General features: G+C 39.2%; 15 protein-coding genes. 3 read left to right on the plus strand and 12 right to left on the minus strand.

Annotation, left to right across the window (positions count from 1 at the left end):
• Positions 1-77 precede the first annotated feature (77 nt).
• The 6 genes from MHB44_RS18350 to MHB44_RS18375 form a co-directional block, all read right to left on the minus strand.
• A complete protein-coding gene (locus MHB44_RS18350) occupies positions 78-2,012 on the minus strand; it encodes an ABC transporter permease (RefSeq protein ID WP_341300333.1) in 1,935 nt (644 codons plus the stop codon).
• Positions 1,984-2,760, minus strand: a complete 777-nt coding sequence (locus MHB44_RS18355; protein ID WP_341300334.1) for an ABC transporter ATP-binding protein — start codon at positions 2,758-2,760, stop codon at positions 1,984-1,986. Before MHB44_RS18355 ends, MHB44_RS18350 begins: the two co-directional genes overlap by 29 nt.
• Positions 2,761-2,772: 12 nt before the next feature.
• A complete protein-coding gene (locus MHB44_RS18360; protein WP_341300335.1) occupies positions 2,773-3,180 on the minus strand; it encodes a hypothetical protein in 408 nt (135 codons plus the stop codon).
• A 12-nt stretch (positions 3,181-3,192) separates the two neighbouring features.
• The gene (locus tag MHB44_RS18365; protein ID WP_341300336.1) at positions 3,193-4,176 is read right to left on the minus strand and encodes a sensor histidine kinase; all 984 of its coding nucleotides are present in this window, start codon (positions 4,174-4,176) and stop codon (positions 3,193-3,195) included.
• Complete coding sequence (locus tag MHB44_RS18370; RefSeq protein ID WP_341300337.1) at positions 4,176-4,880, minus strand: response regulator transcription factor; 705 nt, start codon at positions 4,878-4,880, stop codon at positions 4,176-4,178. Before MHB44_RS18370 ends, MHB44_RS18365 begins: the two co-directional genes overlap by 1 nt.
• Positions 4,881-4,976: 96 nt before the next feature.
• A complete protein-coding gene (locus MHB44_RS18375) occupies positions 4,977-5,969 on the minus strand; it encodes a lipoate--protein ligase (RefSeq protein ID WP_341300338.1) in 993 nt (330 codons plus the stop codon).
• A 144-nt stretch (positions 5,970-6,113) separates the two neighbouring features.
• Between MHB44_RS18375 and yhfH the strand changes: the two genes are divergently transcribed.
• Entirely contained in the window at positions 6,114-6,239 is a 126-nt protein-coding gene (yhfH, locus tag MHB44_RS18380) for a protein YhfH (RefSeq protein WP_083448526.1), read from the plus strand.
• A gap of 390 nt (positions 6,240-6,629) precedes the next feature.
• On the opposite strand, the gene MHB44_RS18385 is transcribed toward yhfH, so the two are convergent.
• The 6 genes from MHB44_RS18385 to MHB44_RS18410 all read right to left on the minus strand — a co-directional run bounded on the left by MHB44_RS18385 (position 6,630) and on the right by MHB44_RS18410 (position 13,213).
• On the minus strand, positions 6,630-8,819 hold the full coding sequence (locus MHB44_RS18385; protein WP_341300339.1) for a YhgE/Pip domain-containing protein: 2,190 nt from the start codon (positions 8,817-8,819) through the stop codon (positions 6,630-6,632).
• 133 nt (positions 8,820-8,952) lie between these two features.
• Positions 8,953-9,525, minus strand: a complete 573-nt coding sequence (locus tag MHB44_RS18390; RefSeq protein ID WP_341300340.1) for a TetR/AcrR family transcriptional regulator — start codon at positions 9,523-9,525, stop codon at positions 8,953-8,955.
• A 120-nt stretch (positions 9,526-9,645) separates the two neighbouring features.
• Complete coding sequence (locus MHB44_RS18395; RefSeq protein ID WP_341300341.1) at positions 9,646-10,173, minus strand: FixH family protein; 528 nt, start codon at positions 10,171-10,173, stop codon at positions 9,646-9,648.
• Positions 10,174-10,176: 3 nt separating this feature from the next.
• Positions 10,177-11,565 (minus strand): HAMP domain-containing sensor histidine kinase, encoded by a 1,389-nt coding sequence (locus MHB44_RS18400; protein ID WP_341300342.1) that lies wholly within the window; start codon positions 11,563-11,565, stop codon positions 10,177-10,179.
• On the minus strand, positions 11,562-12,245 hold the full coding sequence (locus MHB44_RS18405) for a response regulator transcription factor (protein ID WP_341300343.1): 684 nt from the start codon (positions 12,243-12,245) through the stop codon (positions 11,562-11,564). Before MHB44_RS18405 ends, MHB44_RS18400 begins: the two co-directional genes overlap by 4 nt.
• Positions 12,245-13,213 (minus strand): YncE family protein, encoded by a 969-nt coding sequence (locus MHB44_RS18410; RefSeq protein WP_341300344.1) that lies wholly within the window; start codon positions 13,211-13,213, stop codon positions 12,245-12,247. Before MHB44_RS18410 ends, MHB44_RS18405 begins: the two co-directional genes overlap by 1 nt.
• Before the next feature lie 159 nt (positions 13,214-13,372).
• On the opposite strand from MHB44_RS18410, the gene MHB44_RS18415 reads away from it, so the two are divergent.
• Together MHB44_RS18415 and MHB44_RS18420 are read left to right on the plus strand one after the other, a co-directional pair.
• Positions 13,373-14,464: a glycosyltransferase gene (locus tag MHB44_RS18415; protein ID WP_341300345.1), complete on the plus strand. Its 1,092-nt coding sequence runs from the start codon at positions 13,373-13,375 to the stop codon at positions 14,462-14,464.
• 279 nt (positions 14,465-14,743) lie between these two features.
• Positions 14,744-16,939, plus strand: coding sequence for a collagen-like protein (locus MHB44_RS18420; RefSeq protein ID WP_341300346.1), 2,196 nt, complete (start codon positions 14,744-14,746; stop codon positions 16,937-16,939).
• Positions 16,940-17,242: the final 303 nt, after the last annotated feature.

Below are 17,242 nucleotides of genomic sequence, written 5' to 3' on the forward strand. Positions count from 1 at the left end.
AAAAGACAATGAATCTTTTTATTTCATGTTATAAATTAGCTTAAGTAATCCATTTTTTGCTCTTTTAAACGAATTCTTCATGAGCGAATATGAGAGATGTAACGCCAACGAATTAAATAAAAATACACTACCTGTATGAACACAAAAAAGCCAAACGCGAAAAATACCTCTTTCACAATAGAAATATTTGCAATATCTTTTAAAATGCCTTGAACCATTAAAAAAGCAAAGGCACTATGCATCATTGCCACTCCCCAAGGTAAGAAAAATTGCGGAAATAAGTGGCGATTTACAAGCTTTTTCAGCTCCGCATCCGTTAGACCCATGCGCTTTAACACATCAAATTTACGCTTTTCTCGTTCAAGTGACGTATGCAATTTAAAGTAAACAAAGCTTCCTGCTGCCAGTAAAAATACTGTTGCCACCAAGACACCCACTAATGTAAATAAAGAGTAGGTAGCTAATATATAAGAATAATTTAATCCTGCATTTTCAAAGTAAAAGGGACTAAATTTATCCTTTTTATTAAAATATAAATTTGTTTCTAAACTAGCGATCTCCTTACCGATCTCCTTTGTTTCCATCCATTGTGGAATCACAAATGTAAATAAATGATAAACTGGCTGCCTAATATCTTTATCCAAAATTGGACGAATAAGCTTTGCGAAATCCTCATCGCTAATCACAATTGAGTTCACACTAACAATTGATCCTGGAAATACGATCTTAGGATAGACACTATCAATTATTATCGGTATGGAATTTTCCTCTAGCACTGTATGCACAACTCGATTTTTTAATTTTTTTAGGGAGTCCTCTGAATAAGGTATAAAGACTGCCTCTCCTGCAGCAAGATTCAATAATGGGTAACTGTAGGACGAAAGCAAAACGTTCATATCCGATTCTCGGAATACCTCAACTTCATTTTGCGTAAAGGAGGAGGTTTGCTTAACCACAACAAAACGGGATAGTTGATAGGATAGGCCCTTGTCCTCTAATTGCAGACGTAAAGAATTAATATGCTCCCGTTCATATGGATTATCGACATCGCCTTTATACACAAGCCCTAATGGGTTTAAACGATCATATTGAATTGTATAAGAGGACATTGTTGCTAAGACACCCACAGCTAAAAAGGCAAGCGTTGAGACCATTGTCACCACAAAAAACATCTTGACATTATCCATCATGATATGGGTTTGCTCAGCAAGTGACAGCAGACGATAGCGTCGCCAATAAAATTTACGTTTGCCCCGTGCTAAATCTAAAAAACAAGGCACAGAATCACTAAAAAAATAATATGTGCCAAAGGTTGCTGAAAATGGAATAAATAATGTTAATTGAATGAATGAAGTATGCCCCACAACAAAGGCTAAAATATACGTTATTAAAATTAAAGCGACACCGTATATAGCCCGAATTTTAGAATAGGTTGCTAAGCTACTTAAATAATCACTGCCTTTTATCAAATCACGTAATTTTCGTTCTCGTGTAAAATACACACTAATAAAGGAAATAACAACAAAGGCACTTGTAAAGACCCCAATTGTCAGTAAAAAGGGCTCCCAAGATACATATAATGGTAATTCCTCTAAATGCAAAATCTCGCGCACAATCATAAAAAAGAATTTAGAAAATGAAAAGCCAAAAATAATTCCTACAATAATGGACCCTGAGCCAATAATCATCGTCTCTAAAAAGACAAGCCTATTCATCTGGCGTTTTTCCATTCCTAAATGTAATAAAATTGCAAACTCATGTGAGCGTGCCTCCAAAAAGGCACTCATGGAATAATATAAAAAAAATAGTGTAAAAAGGACGAGTACAATCTCAGCACCCACCATTCCAATCAATGATACTTCTCCTAATATTCCTCGCTCAATATCAGGATGAAACATCAGCATGGAATAGATAAAAAATACAGCCACAGAAAAAAAGCTTGCCATGAAAAAGGCACCATATATCCGGCTGTTCCGCACGACATTACGGTAAGCGAATTGTCGAAAGGTCACCTACTTGCCCTCCTCCTAGTAAGCTCAAAACATTTAATATACGCTGGAAAAACATTTGACGACGATCATCTCGATAAATTTCATTGAAAAATTCACCATCTTTAATAAATAGCACACGATCACAGTAGCTTGCTGCAATTGGATCATGTGTCACCATCACAATCGTCGTTTGTTTATCCTGATTTACTTTGGTTAACAGTTCAAGGACATCTCGAGATGAATTGGAATCTAAATTACCTGTTGGCTCATCTGCTAAAATAATACTTGGATTATGGATAAGCGCACGTCCTATTGCTGTTCTTTGTGCTTGTCCACCAGATATTTCATTTGGTCGTTTATGCAGAAAAGAAGTTAAGTCTAGCTTTTCTACAATACTTGCCAAACGCTCCTCCATTACCTCTAATGGTTGCTGGTCTAATGTTAATGGCAGCACGATATTTTCTTCAACCGTTAACATATGCAAAAGATTAAAATCCTGAAACACAAAGCCTAGCTGTCTTCTTCTAAAAAAGGCAAGCTCTGTGGCGTTCAATTTATGTGGATTCATGCCATCTACAATAATTTCACCGCTTGTTGGTTCATCAATTGTTGAAATAATATTGAGCAATGTTGTTTTGCCGCTTCCTGAAGGCCCCATTACTGCTAAAAACTCGCCTTCCTCCACCTCAAAGCTTAATTGATTTAAGGCTCGATGCGTCACCTTGCCTTCATATACTTTTGTTATATCTTGAATTTGTAAAATAGGCATACTATATTCACCTTATTTCTTTATTAATTCTAGGAATGCTGGTAACACTACTTCAAAGCCAATATGAAAATGGGGCTCCGCCAATGTGGAACATTCCTCAAGCAGGCTAAAGCAATGCTTGCCAATGACAACATCCCAAGCATCCATTTCTCCCTCAATAATTTCACCACATACCGTATAATAGCCACTATACATAATTTGTGCTCCCTCTACAGGAAAGGCATTCAATATTGTTGGCTGTTGTAAGTCTAGCCCAAGCGTATTTGAAAAATGCAGTAAATCTGCAGTAAGTATTTGATTTGCCTCCCGAAAGCTTTCATATATTGCCTTATCCTGTACTTTTATTTGGGTTGCACAAAGAGCCTGTGTTTTTTCTTTTTCAATCTTTAATAACCAGTTAGCTATACATACCTTTGCCATACTCATTCCCCCCTAATTCGTAAATGTTACCGTCACGATTGTTCCTTGTCCTACTTCTGATGTAATGGTTAATTCATGGCCTAGCTTTTCACAGATTTCTTTGGCTAAGTATAGACCCATTCCTGTAGATTCTCCTGTTTTACGACCATTTTCACCCGTAAAAAAAGCCTTTGTCACACGAGAAAGATCGGAGGCAGGAATGCCAATTCCTTCATCACAAATGGCTAGCTGTACATAGTCATCCTTTTGAATAGCAGAAATCACAATTTTTTTATTGGCTTCAAATGTGTACTTGACCGCATTCGTAATAAACTGACCAAGAATAAAGCGAAGCCATTTCGAATCACTTGCAACGATTAGATCATCCTCGACATGAATTTCAGGGAAAACTCTTTTCGTAATAAATAAACGTTTATTTTCATTAACAGTTGCAGTCACAATTGCTTTTAACGGAACCTGCTCTACTTGCATGTCATCTTCAAAATTTTCTAAGCGTGCATTGACAAGTACCATATCCAAGCCCCTACGCAAACGATCAATTTCCTCCTGTACATTCTTTTTATCGAGAGGACGATCATCCTGCAATAATAATTCAATAACAGATATAGGTGTTTTCATCTGATGCACCCATTGATTCATAAATTGGTCATGGCGTTTTTGACTTGCATAGAGCGAGTGCAGCTCATGCTGATAAAGTCGATACAATTCATGCATATATTTTTCTGTTTGTATAGCCTCCGGTGTTTTTGCATTTTTTTGCAATACATCCTCCATTGTTGTAGGAAGCTGCGTTATTTTTAATAAATAGCGCTGACGCATTAAATAACGGATAAGTAAAAATGATGCTAATAGTACAAGGCTGATACAGAAGGAATAAATCGCTGTATTAACATTTCGAAACCCATCTAGCGCATATAAAACCATAATAAAGCCAACTAGTAAAAGCTGGAACACAATAAATGAGACATAATCACGTAAAAATAATTTCCAGCCCACTACAGCTCACCTGCACTTAATATAAAACGATAGCCTGCACCGCGCACAGTTTCGATGGTTGACTTTATATCATAATCCGCTAATTTTTTGCGTACGCGTGTCATATTAACATTCAGTGTATTCTCATCGACAAATGCCTGGTCATCCCACAGCTCCTCTAGTAGTTGCTCGCGTGTAACGACCTTTGGCGCATTGCCCATTAAAAGCTCCAATATAATACACTCTTTTTTCTGTAGAGGAATGGCTAAATCATTTTTATGTAACTCCATTCTTTCTAAATGAAGAGTAAGCTGTCCTTGCTTAATTGTTCGCTCCTCCTGTTTTGCTGCATACTCACCATATGTACGACGCAAATGACTCCGAATTTTAGCTAACACAATCTCATAGTTAAATGGCTTTGTAATAAAATCATCGCCACCATTTTCAAGCGCAAAAATTTGGTCCATTTCTCCAGAACGTGCAGAAATAAAAATAATAGGGCATGTTGTATGCTGACGTAGCTGACGGCACCAATAATAGCCATCGTAGGCAGGTAAATTTATATCAAGCAGCACCATGTGTGGATTAAATGCTGTAAACTCTTCAATAAGATGATCAAATTTTTGAATGGTTTCAACCTCGTATTGATATTTTCTAAGTGTTTCCGCTAGTAATGAAGCGATCTTCACATCATCTTCAACGATAAATATTCGATGCTTTTCCATATTGATTAGCACTCCTTTCTTTACTATATTGTATCAAAAAAAGGTTCGACGACATAATTGTCAGCGAACCTTTCGTCAAAAAAACCTTTATTTTCCTTAATAAATTAATTGTAAAAAATCCTCAGTTGAAATTCCACCAAAATATGTAGGAATATCAGTATCTGCTAATGCCTTAGCAATAGCGGCTCTGTCGTAGTTTGTTCCAACTAAGCGCTGTTCTATATCAGCTATATCGCCTACACCGAAGAAATCACCAAAAATATGTGCCTCTTCAATTACACCATGGTTGACCTCCAGTCGAATATCAATACCACCCGATGGGAAGCGATGCGTTTTTTGAATATTGAAGCGTGGCGATTTGCCATAGTTCCACTCCCATGTTTGATAGCGCTCCGCCGATAACTTATGAATATTTGCCCAATCGTCCTCAGTCAGCTCATAATAACGGATATTTTCTTCTCCACCAAAAATAGATTTTAAAATTTCGAGACGGAATTCCTCAATCGTCATTGCTTCCTGTAAAAACTCAGAAATATTGGCTACTCTTGAACGGATGGATTTAATGCCCTTTGATTCAATCTTATCCTTTTTCACCTTTAAAGCTGAAACAACCGCATCAATTTCTGTATCAAACATCAATGTACCATGACTAAACATGCGTCCCTTTGTTGAAAACTGTGCATTGCCCGACACCTTGCGCCCTTCTGCTAAAATATCGTTGCGCCCAGAAAGCTCTGCATTGACACCCATTTTTGCCAGCGCATCAACAACTGGCTGTGTGAATTTTTTATAATTCATAAAGCTATCGCCATCATCATTTGTAATAAAGCTAAAGTTAAGATTCCCTAAATCATGATAAACAGCTCCACCACCTGAAAGGCGTCGTACGACAATAATACCGTTATCCTCTACATAGTCTGTATTGATTTCTTCAATCGTGTTTTGGTTTTTACCAATGATAATGGCAGGCTGATTAATGTAAAAAAGCAATACGGGCTCCTTCTCAACATCCATTGTTTTTAATAAATACTCCTCAATCGCAAGATTAATGCGTGGGTCATGAATCCCTTTATTATCAACGAAAATCATAGTTTACGTTTCCTCCTTCACAAAATATCCATATTTATTTTACCGTAAATTAGGCTTTTTGTGTTGACGAAAATCATCTGTTATAATACACTATGAAATATCGAAACAGTAATAGTACAGATGAACTTAAAGGAGGCGTCCACAATGTTAGAAAATGTAGTTGAATTTTTCAAAAACTTACCTGCAAAGCAGTGTACTGAATGCGGTGAAAAAATGGAAGAACAAAGCGAATGCTACAGCAACACTTGTGAAAATTGCAACCACCTATAAGCATTTGCCTATTCTGTAATTGTCATATACGTGCCCCACACGTAACAATCATGACACCCCTCATCATTTTTATGATGAACCCTTAATTAAATCTCTTACACTTATAAAACTCCAGCTGATACGCTCATATCAGCTGGAGTTTTATGATGACGAAGTCAGCCTTTTCCGCCATAGGTTATGGTTTTAACCATTTATTCTATTGCCATATATATCCTCAACTTCTGTCATATCAAAAAAGTATCGAAAGCGGTTTTGAACCGAACCTCCAATAGTAGATCTATTCGGGTTCAGTTTAGTCACTCGTTTCCTTATTCTTTCATATATTTCTGGAGCTGAATATTTGCCTATATAAAAAGCACTCATCGCCTGTTGGATGAGTGCTTTCTGGTTTTAATTTTCTTCAGCTACTTGAGAGTAACGTTTAGTGTGAAGTAACATGAAATAACCAAATGTGATAGCTAAGAAGGCTACCAAGAAGCCAGCTAGAACCCCATAGTTTTGCATTAAGAATGACGTATCGCCAGTAGAAATGCTTGATTTAAATGCTTGAACCGTATATGTCATCGGTAATAGCTTGTTAAATACTTGCAATGGTGATGGAATTAATTCTAGTGGGAACGTACCTGCGCTCGTTGTTAATTGTAAAATTAGCACAACAATTGCCATGAAACGTCCTGGATCACCAAAGATCGAAACAAGCATTTGAATTAAGGCTAAAAAAACATAGCTTGTTAGTAATGCTGTTAAGATAAAGTAGCCCATGCTATTCACTTCGAGCCCTAGACCCCATTTAACAATGACTACCGTTAGTAATGTTTGCACTAAACCTACAACTGCTAACACCGTCACTTTACTTGTAAACCAAGAGGCTCCATTTTTTGGACGAATAGCTGGTTCAACAAGTGGGAACACAATCGAAATTAATAATGCCCCTACAAATAAACCAAGAGAAATAAAGTATGGTGCAAAACCTGTACCGTAGTTCGGCACATGGTTGACAGACTCTTTTTCAACTTCTACTGGGCTACCAACCATATCATATGTGTCTTCATTTGCTTTTACTTCATTCGCCTTTTCACTTGCCTCGCCTAGTTTGCTAGATAAAGTAGACGTACCATCTGCAAGCTCTGTAGACCCTTCTGCAAGTGTTGCTGAGCCTTGTGCTAGCTCGCCTGATTTAGAGGCAAGTGTGGATGTCCCTTGATTTAAGGTTGTTGTACCATTTGTTAGCTCATTTAAACCTGATGCTAATGTTTGAGAACCTGTCACTGCTGTATTCACACCGGCATGTAATTCTCCTAGTTTTGCAGCTAATGTAGTATTCCCTGCTTGTAAACCTTTTGCACCTTCCATTAAAGCATTACTTTTTGCAGTTAATGCATTCGCACCAGCTAATACTTCTGCCTGACCTGCTGCAATTTGACTTGCACCAGAGCTTACTTGATTAGCGCCAGCTTGCAATTGTTCTGTCCCTGCAGATAAAGCGCTTAAGCCATTATGCACACTTGCGCTACCCGCCTGCAATTCTGCTAAAGTTTGCTTTAAGACGGCCGCTTGCTCTTCAGGCATTGTCGCCATCATATCCTGTAGCTGGTTGGATAAAGCAGTAATTCCTGCCTCTACTTTGGCAGAGCCTTCTGTCAGTTGGTTTGCTGCTCCATTTAATGCACCTGCATTTTCAGCAATAGAAGCTGCACCTGTACTAATTTGTTGCTGTTTATCGTTTAAAGTATTTAAACCTGCCCCAACTTTTGCAACACCTTGTGTGTATTGTGTTAATCCTTGTTCAAGGCTCGCTGCTCCATTTGCAGCTTGCTGTGCACCTTGTTGTAATTGCACAGTACCATCTTGTAGTTTTACTAAACCATTCGATAATTCATTGGCACCTTTTGCAGCGTCTCCAGCACCCTTTGTTAATTTATCTGTACCATTTGATAATTCCACTGTGCTTGATGCTAGCTGTTCAAGATAGCCTTTTAAATCCTTAGCACCATCCGCTACTTTTTTGGCACCCTCATCCAGCTTATTCGAGCCATCTGCTGCCTCTGTAAAGCCCTCACCCATTGTTGCAATGGAATCGAATAATTTTTCAGCATAAGTCGCTGATACTTGAGAATTTACTTCAGCACGTACACGATCCATCGCAGTCTCACCAATTTGTGCACCTAAGAAGTTTAGCCCCTCGTTAGGGATGTAGTTCATCACTAATTTTGATGGTTTGTCTTCTAGTAGTGTTGTGGCATGCTCAGAGAAATTTGCTGGAATTTCTAAAATCATATAATAATCTCTGCCATTTAACCCTTTTTCAGCCTCATCCTTTGACACTTCTATAAAGTTAAACTGCTCACTATCTATCAACTTATCAACTAAGGTATCTCCTAAGTCTAATTGAACGCCATCCATTTCAGCACCAGCATCTTCATTGACAACAGCTACTGGCAAATTAGGCAAACCCTCATAAGGATCCCAAAATGCCCATAAAAACATGCCTGCATACATCACTGGAATAAATAAAACAGCGATAATAGAAATAAGCATTTTTTTGGTTTTCAAGATTTTTAGCCATTCAGCTTTAATCATAAAATATTCTCACTCCTAAACATTTTGACCAAAAACGTCATTTGGTCATTTTTGATTAAAAAAATAAACACTCTCTATATTTTTGAAAAAAAGAGCACTCGATTCGATACTTTAACACGTTTTTTATATCGAATCAAGTTAAAATTAATCCTCGAAAAATCGTTTCCTTAAATAAATCAAGAATCTTTTCCTCCGGGATAGTCTCACCATGTAACTCGTACCAATCGACAACAAATGCAAGATATGCCTTTAGCAATAAATAACTAACAAGCTCTGCATCACAGTCTCTAATTTCGCCTTTTTTAATACGTCGCTGAATTAGCCCAGTAACATACGATAAAATTTCAGTCTCAATGCGTAAAAGAACCTGTTTAACTGCTGGTGTACGTAATTCCTTTTCTTCCTCTATTAACTTTGCAAACAAAAGATGTTTTTCGCGGAATTGTAGCATCTTCATTAAAGCATTATGTGCATTATCCATAAAGCTTGCTGATGCATCCAATACTGCATCCGCTTCTGCCTTCATTTCCCGTACAAGTGACATAGCAATCTCTTGAAATAAGATTTCTTTATTTGCAAAAAATGTATAAATCGTACCTTTACCAACATTCGCTATTTTTGCCACTTGCTCCATCGTTGTTGCCTTATAGCCAAACAATGTGAAGGATTTGGTAGCTGCTTCAAGAATTTCCTGCCTACGATCCATTCATAACATCCTTTCCTGCTAGGTTATGTACAGCTGAATAGTACCTTTAAAAAATGACCAGAAAACCATTTCGGTCATCTGGTCATTATCATATTTCAATTTTAACAAAAATGCAAGCCCTTAATGATGATTTTTTTCATCTTTTTCTTGCTCACCATGTTCGTCCTTATCAGTAGTATCATGATTGTGCTCCATCATGTTATGATCCATGCTATTATCCTTTTCATCCTCTGGCAAGACCTGTGTCATATCTGGGCTGCCTGCAATAATTTGTTGCTTTGGCATATTGTGTACACCGTTTGCTGTTGTATGTGCATACATATAATAAACCCCATCATGATCAAATGTAGTCATCGCCTTATAAACACCATCTTTGTCTAACTTTCCATCCAGCATTTGTCCTTCATCACGCTTCCCTGATTCCCACACTTCAAACTCCACAATGGCATCATCTACATTTTCCCCACCTTGTTTAACGTGTGCTGCGAGCTCAATTGTTTCATTAAGCGCTACCTCTTTGGGTGTTAAAATTTCAACCTCTGGAATTTCCGGAACCACTGGCTCTGGTAAAGCTGCTTGTTCGTTTTTTTCTCCACAGCCCACCAGCAATGCAGGGACTGCAATTAATGCAAATAACCACTTTTTCATCTTCTATTCCTCCATTAATGGCAACTGTATTTTAACGATTGTGCCTTTTTCAATCACACTGTCAATTTCTAGCTTGCCCTGCAACTGCTTGACAAGTTGCTCAACAATTGACAAACCTAGCCCACTACCACCGTCTGCGCGACTTCGTGCCTTATTAACACGATAAAACCGCTCTGTTACATGTGATAAATCCTCCTGTGGAATTCCAATCCCATAATCCTTAATAATAATAACTGCATAGTCACTATGCTCCGCAGCAATAATTTCAACCTTAGAACCTTCATATGAATAATTAATAGCATTTTCAATAATATTAATAAAAATTTGTTTCAGCTTCACTTCATCAGCTTGAATAATTAATGCATCATCTACATCTACGTGCAATGTAATATTCTTTTTATGGGCCTGATGCGTTAAAATTTGTTGAACCTCTCTTACTGTTTCCCCAAGAGGAATTGGATACAGCACAATATTTGTTTGTTCATTTTCTGTTCTTGCCAGCTGCAATAATTCATTTGTTAAACGTTCCATTCGATTCGCCTCACGCACAATCAACTGAATTGTTTCCTCTTTACGCTGTTCTGTAATCATACCATTTTGCATCGCTTCACTATAGCCCTTTACATAGCTAATCGGTGTTCTTAGTTCATGTGAAACTGTGGCTAAAAATGTTTTTCGTGCCTCATCCTCTTGCTGAATAGCCTCCGCCATTTTATTGAAGGTACTTGATAATTTACCAATTTCATCTCGAGAATTGACAGGCACACGTGTCTCATAACGACCATAGGACATCTGCTCCACTGCGTTTTGTAGTTCGCTTAATGGGCGCATAATATGGCGAATACCTTTATAAATTAAATAGCTAACAACTACTAAAAATATTAAAGCACTAATAAATAATAAAATCACTTCATTATTTGCTAGCTCACTAATTTTTGCTAATGGAAAATAAATATAAATAATTCCTTCTAGTCTATTTTGATCAACAAGCGGGATGACTACTGAAATAAGCTGTCGATCAAAGCGGGGCTCGTAGCCAATTTTTTGCACATATTTACCGGATAAAAGTTTTAGTCTTTCCTCAGCACCAATTAATGTTTCATAATCTATATCAAAAGGAACACAGGCACTTAACTCACGTGGATTTCTTACAGCAAAAACATTTAAATTTGAGTAATCATTAAATTGCTCAATCGCTGCAATAAATTCATCCGTCACCTTTCCACTATCATACATGGTTTGTAGCTTCATGCCTACTTCAATCATTGTATCTTCCGTATCCTGTACATATAAACGTTGATAGAGAAAATCTGTGAGCACATACATAAAGACAACTGTAATCACTAAAAAGGCAAAAATTAATAGCCAAATACGTGTAGCAATCTTTTTCATTCACCAGGATCAAAGCGGTAGCCCACTCCCCAGACCGTTTGAATATGCACTGCCGCATCCTTTCCAAGCTTTATGCGTAAAGTTTTAATATGTGTATCCACAGTTCGAGTACCCCCTACATAATCAATATCCCAAACGCGCTCAAGCAATTGCTCTCTTGTATAGGCATTACCTGGATTTTTCATAAATAAATGCAACAGCTCAAACTCCTTTAAGGTAAGTGGAATATATTCGTCATTCACAGATACTTTACGAGCAACTTCATCTATTTTAATGGGACCAATAGCGATAGATTTTTGCTGTAGCTCGGAAATATTGGCCCCACTTCTTCGTAATACAGCATAAATTCTTGCCACAAGCTCATCGTGTGTGAAGGGCTTTACAATATAATCATCACCGCCAAGAGTAAGACCTTTCACCTTATCCTCATTCGCATCACGTGCTGTTAAAAAAATTACCGGCATATTTGACATAGCACGTATACTTTGACAAACTACAAAGCCATCCTCATGCGGCATCATCACATCCAACAGCACTAAATCAATATTCTCACGCACGATAACATCATAAGCCTCTGTACCACTTGCCGCCGTAAATGTTTCGATATCAGCGTTATTCAGCATCATTTCAATTAAATTACGCATATCCTGTTCATCATCAACGATTAAGACTGTTGTCATTATTTTTCCTCCCTTACTAACAGTTGAAAAGCTCCTTTTCCTACATCAACTGTTTTATCCCGCTGACCATCTTTTATAAAATGTAATGTATGATCGTCATAGCCAGCAACAACAATACAGTCTTTAAATTGCTCAACAACAAAGGGGTTTGCGCCCACTTCTTGCTGCCATTTTATAGTGCCAGCAAAATCAGCAGCATACAGTATATTATGACCATGACTTACCACAAAAACGGTATCTTTTGTCTTTTTTAACCCCACTGGCATTAAAGGCATTTCAATCTCCCCATGCTGTTTACCTGTCGTCAAATCATATTTTTTTACAGAACGATTTGGGCTGCTTCCCTCTCCATGACCACCTATCCATAACTCATGTGTTTCTTCTAAAACAGCTATACCATGTGATGATTTTTGGATGGGCCATTCTTGTTCAATCATCAAATTTTTCATATTTAACACCGATAATTTTGTGTCCTTAAAATTAACTATATATAGCTTGTCTTTATAGGATGTCATTGACATTGGATAATTGCCAATTTGCTGTGTCGCCAGCGCATTTCCTTCCTGATCAAAGCTTGTCACTGTATTGTTCTTACTATTCGCTATAAAAAATTGCTGGATACTGTCATCATAGTACACATTCGTTGTGCCAATCGCTACTTTTTTAGAATAACGCTTTTCACCAGTTGATATCGTATAAACATCAATTGCACCTATTTGGTGTCCATATAATAGAATTCGATCATCCCCAAGCAAAACTGCACCTGAATAGGCTTGATCAAATACCCATGTAGCAAGGGTATTGCCATCCTCATCAATAAAATCTAGTGATGGCTCCTGTATATTGAATGATGCTATAAATTCTTGATCACGTTCAATTGGTTCATATGATTTCTCAGTACAGCCTGCTAACCATACGATTTGTAGTAACGAAAAAATGAAGAATACCCATTTTTTCAACTTTATCACCTCTGCCTTTTTACTATACTTTACAATTGTGAAATCGAGGTGAAACTTGAGAGGTAAATTTATGACAAACCATACAAATTATATTTCACATTTCAATCATCCAGCCATTTCTATCAGGAACTCATATACTACAAAGATAATGGTAAGGAGGAATAGCCCTTGATTTCAATTAGTTTATGTATGATTGTTAAGAATGAGGAAGATGTGATTGGTAGATGTCTTGCATCTGTTAAAGATGTAGTTGATGAAATAAATATCGTGGATACAGGCTCAACAGATAATACTAAACAAATTGTTGAACAATTTACAGATCGAATTTTTGATTTTGAATGGATTCAGCATTTCGCAGCTGCACGAAACTTTTCCTTTCAACAGGCAACAAAGGACTATATTCTTTGGCTGGATGCTGACGACGTTTTGTTGGAGGAGGATCGAGAAAAACTGATGGCACTAAAAAAATCACTAGCCCCTGATATAGATGCAGTATCAATGAATTATCATTTAAGCTTTGATCCTGAAGGCAACGTGGACACTTTAATAAGAAGATATCGTCTTGTCAAAAAAGAGAAGCAATTTCAATGGATTGGCGCTGTTCATGAATATTTAGAGGTTGGCGGCCGTCTCTTTGATAGCGATATAGCAGTTAGTCATTTACCACTGACTCATGACCACTCACGGAATATTTCCATTTATAAACAACTTATTGAGTCAGGAACAACACTCACCCCTCGTGATACATTTTATTTTGCCAACGAGTTACTTGATCATGGCCAATTCGAAGACGCTATTTATTATTATGAGTTATTTTTGACTTCTAAATTAGGCTGGGTGGAAGATAATATTCGTGCCTGTTATAAGCTAGCTGATTGCTATTCACATTTACATGATAACGAAAATAACATAAGTGCTATTTTACGAAGCTTTGAATACGATATTCCTCGCCCCGAAGCCTGCTGTCGTTTAGGCTATCATTTTATGGAGCAAGGTAGAAATTATGAAGCTATCTTTTGGTATGAACAAGCACTTATGATTAAACAAAATCCAAATGCCCCATTTCAACATAAAAGCTTTTCTACATGGCTCCCTCACCTGCAACTATGCGTTCTTTATGACCGTTTGCAACAATACGAACTCGCCCACGCCCATAATAAACTAGCCAGCTCCTTTATCCCCAACGATGCAAGAATTTTACACAATAAAAAATACTTCCAACGTATTTTAAAGCATAGGCAGGAGGACGTTTCATCTTAAATATAAGTGAGAGCTTGTAGTAACAACGGGAAGCTTCCATAAGAAAATAAGTACGTAAGAGGAAAACTTCTTTCTTTCATATAGATGGGAATAGGGGTTTCGGATTTGTCTTTTATACTGCTTACTATATATTTCATTTCCTTCTCCAACTATCTATCAATAGTTAGGTAAAGCCTTAAAATTCTATAAACAATGCTATATTTATCAACAATTAATAGTTATATGTCTGCTTCCTCTTTTCTATCTACGAATACGCTATGTGAGAGAGGAGGTGAAATCATGCATTTTGGAAATTTCTTAAATCGTGTTTGTAGTAAGTGTAATTCATTTCCTTGTTGCTGTAACAACGCTCCTGCTTCATGCCCAATTTGGCCTATAAGACCTACTGGCACGACTGGGGGCATTACTGGACCTACAGGAAGTACAGGAGCTACTGGGGCAACAGGGATTACCGGGGCTACTGGTCCTACTGGAGCAACAGGAGTTACCGGGGCTACTGGTCCTACTGGAGCAACAGGAGTTACCGGGGCTACTGGTCCTACTGGCGTGACGGGCTCTACTGGGGCAACAGGGGCTACTGGCGTGACGGGAGTTACTGGGGCTACAGGAGTTACTGGGGTAACTGGTCCTACTGGTGTGACTGGGATTACCGGGACAACAGGGGCTACTGGCGTGACGGGCTCTACTGGGGCTACAGGAGCTACTGGCGCGACGGGCTCTACTGGGGTAACTGGTCCTACTGGCACAACAGGAGTTACTGGGGTAACTGGTCCTACTGGCGTGACAGGCTCTACTGGAGCTACTGGAGCTACTGGCACAACAGGAGTTACTGGGGTAACTGGTCCTACTGGCGTGACAGGCTCTACTGGAGCTACTGGAGCTACTGGCACAACAGGAGTTACTGGGGTAACTGGTCCTACTGGTGTGACTGGGATTACCGGGGCAACAGGCTCTACTGGCGTGATGGGAGTTACTGGGGCTACAGGAGCTACTGGCACAACAGGAGTTACTGGGGTAACTGGTCCTACTGGTGTGACTGGGATTACCGGGGCTACTGGTCCTACTGGCGTGACTGGGATTACCGGGGCAACAGGAACTACTGGCGTGACGGGCTCTACTGGGGCTACTGGTCCTACTGGCGTGACGGGCTCTACTGGGACAACAGGCTCTACTGGCGTGATGGGAGTTACTGGGGCTACAGGAGTTACTGGCGTGACTGGGATTACCGGGGCAACAGGGGCTACTGGCGTGACGGGCTCTACTGGGGCAACAGGAGTTACTGGGATAACTGGTCCTACTGGCATGACGGGCTCTACTGGGGCAACAGGAGCTACTGGGGTAACTGGTTCTACTGGCGTGACAGGGATCACCGGGGCAACTGGTCCTACTGGCGTGACAGGCTCTACTGGAGCTACTGGAGCTACTGGCACAACAGGAGTTACTGGGGTAACTGGTCCTACTGGTGTGACTGGGATTACCGGGGCAACTGGTCCTACTGGCGTGACGGGCTCTACTGGGGCAACAGGAGTTACTGGGATAACTGGTCCTACTGGCATGACGGGCTCTACTGGGGCAACTGGTCCTACTGGCGTGACGGGCTCTACTGGGACAACAGGGATCACCGGGGCAACTGGTCCTACTGGCGTGACAGGCTCTACTGGAGCAACAGGAGCTACTGGCACAACAGGAGTTACTGGGGTAACTGGTCCTACTGGCGTGACGGGCTCTACTGGGGCAACAGGAGCTACTGGGGTAACTGGTTCTACTGGCGTGACAGGGATCACCGGGGCAACTGGTCCTACTGGCGTGACAGGCTCTACTGGAGCAACAGGAGTTACTGGGGTAACTGGTCCTACTGGCGTGATGGGCTCTACTGGGGCAACAGGAGCTACTGGGGTAACTGGTCCTACTGGCACAACAGGAGTTACTGGGGTAACTGGTCCTACTGGCGTGACAGGGATTACCGGGGCAACAGGAACTACTGGAGCGACAGGTCCAGCATTTACTGAAGGGTTCTCTGCATTTAAAAATACATTAGCCGTGAATGCTTCTACTACTCTTACTAATTGGAGTGTTGTAACTCCTTACTTTGGAACACCTGCCTTTAATCCAGGAACTGGTATATTCACTGTCCCTACAACAGGTAGGTATTCCTTTGAAGCAACGATCAACTACTCTACAACTGCTGCCATTTCCTTAAGCTTAGGATCAGGTATAAACCCTTCCTTTGCCATCCGTCGAAATGGTACAACAAACTTAATAAGTGGCTTATTCCCAGTATTAAACGTAGCCATTACATTATTAACTTTACGAGCAGTTCTTGGAAACGGCACGGTCACTTTAACAGGCGAAGTAGAATTAAATGCTGGTGATACAATTGATTTGTACTATGAAGCTAGTGGACTAACAGTCGGTCTTACACTTGGTGGTGCGAATTCTGGCGGTATCGTTTGGTCGTGTCATCGAATCTCCTAGCGTTTGACAATAAAATTATTTAATCTTAACAACTAAAACAAGTATAACCTCCCTCTAACATTAAGACGGGGTTATACTTGTTTCAATTTTGCTGGAAGCTACTTCACTATGCTGAAAATATAGCACTACAATTGTTTAAAATCCATGTTTTATTCCAGAATAGCCCTATAACAAAATATGATATATGCTTCATTCACGTTACATTGTTAGGGCTGTTTGTTATTCTGACCATCGGGAATGTAAAATACAATGTCAGAAATTTATTATTATTATATTCTGGACTGAAATGTTTAACAATGCCTT

It is taken from the genome of Lysinibacillus sp. FSL H8-0500 (assembly GCF_038051955.1).
GTDB lineage: Bacteria > Bacillota > Bacilli > Bacillales_A > Planococcaceae > Lysinibacillus > Lysinibacillus macroides.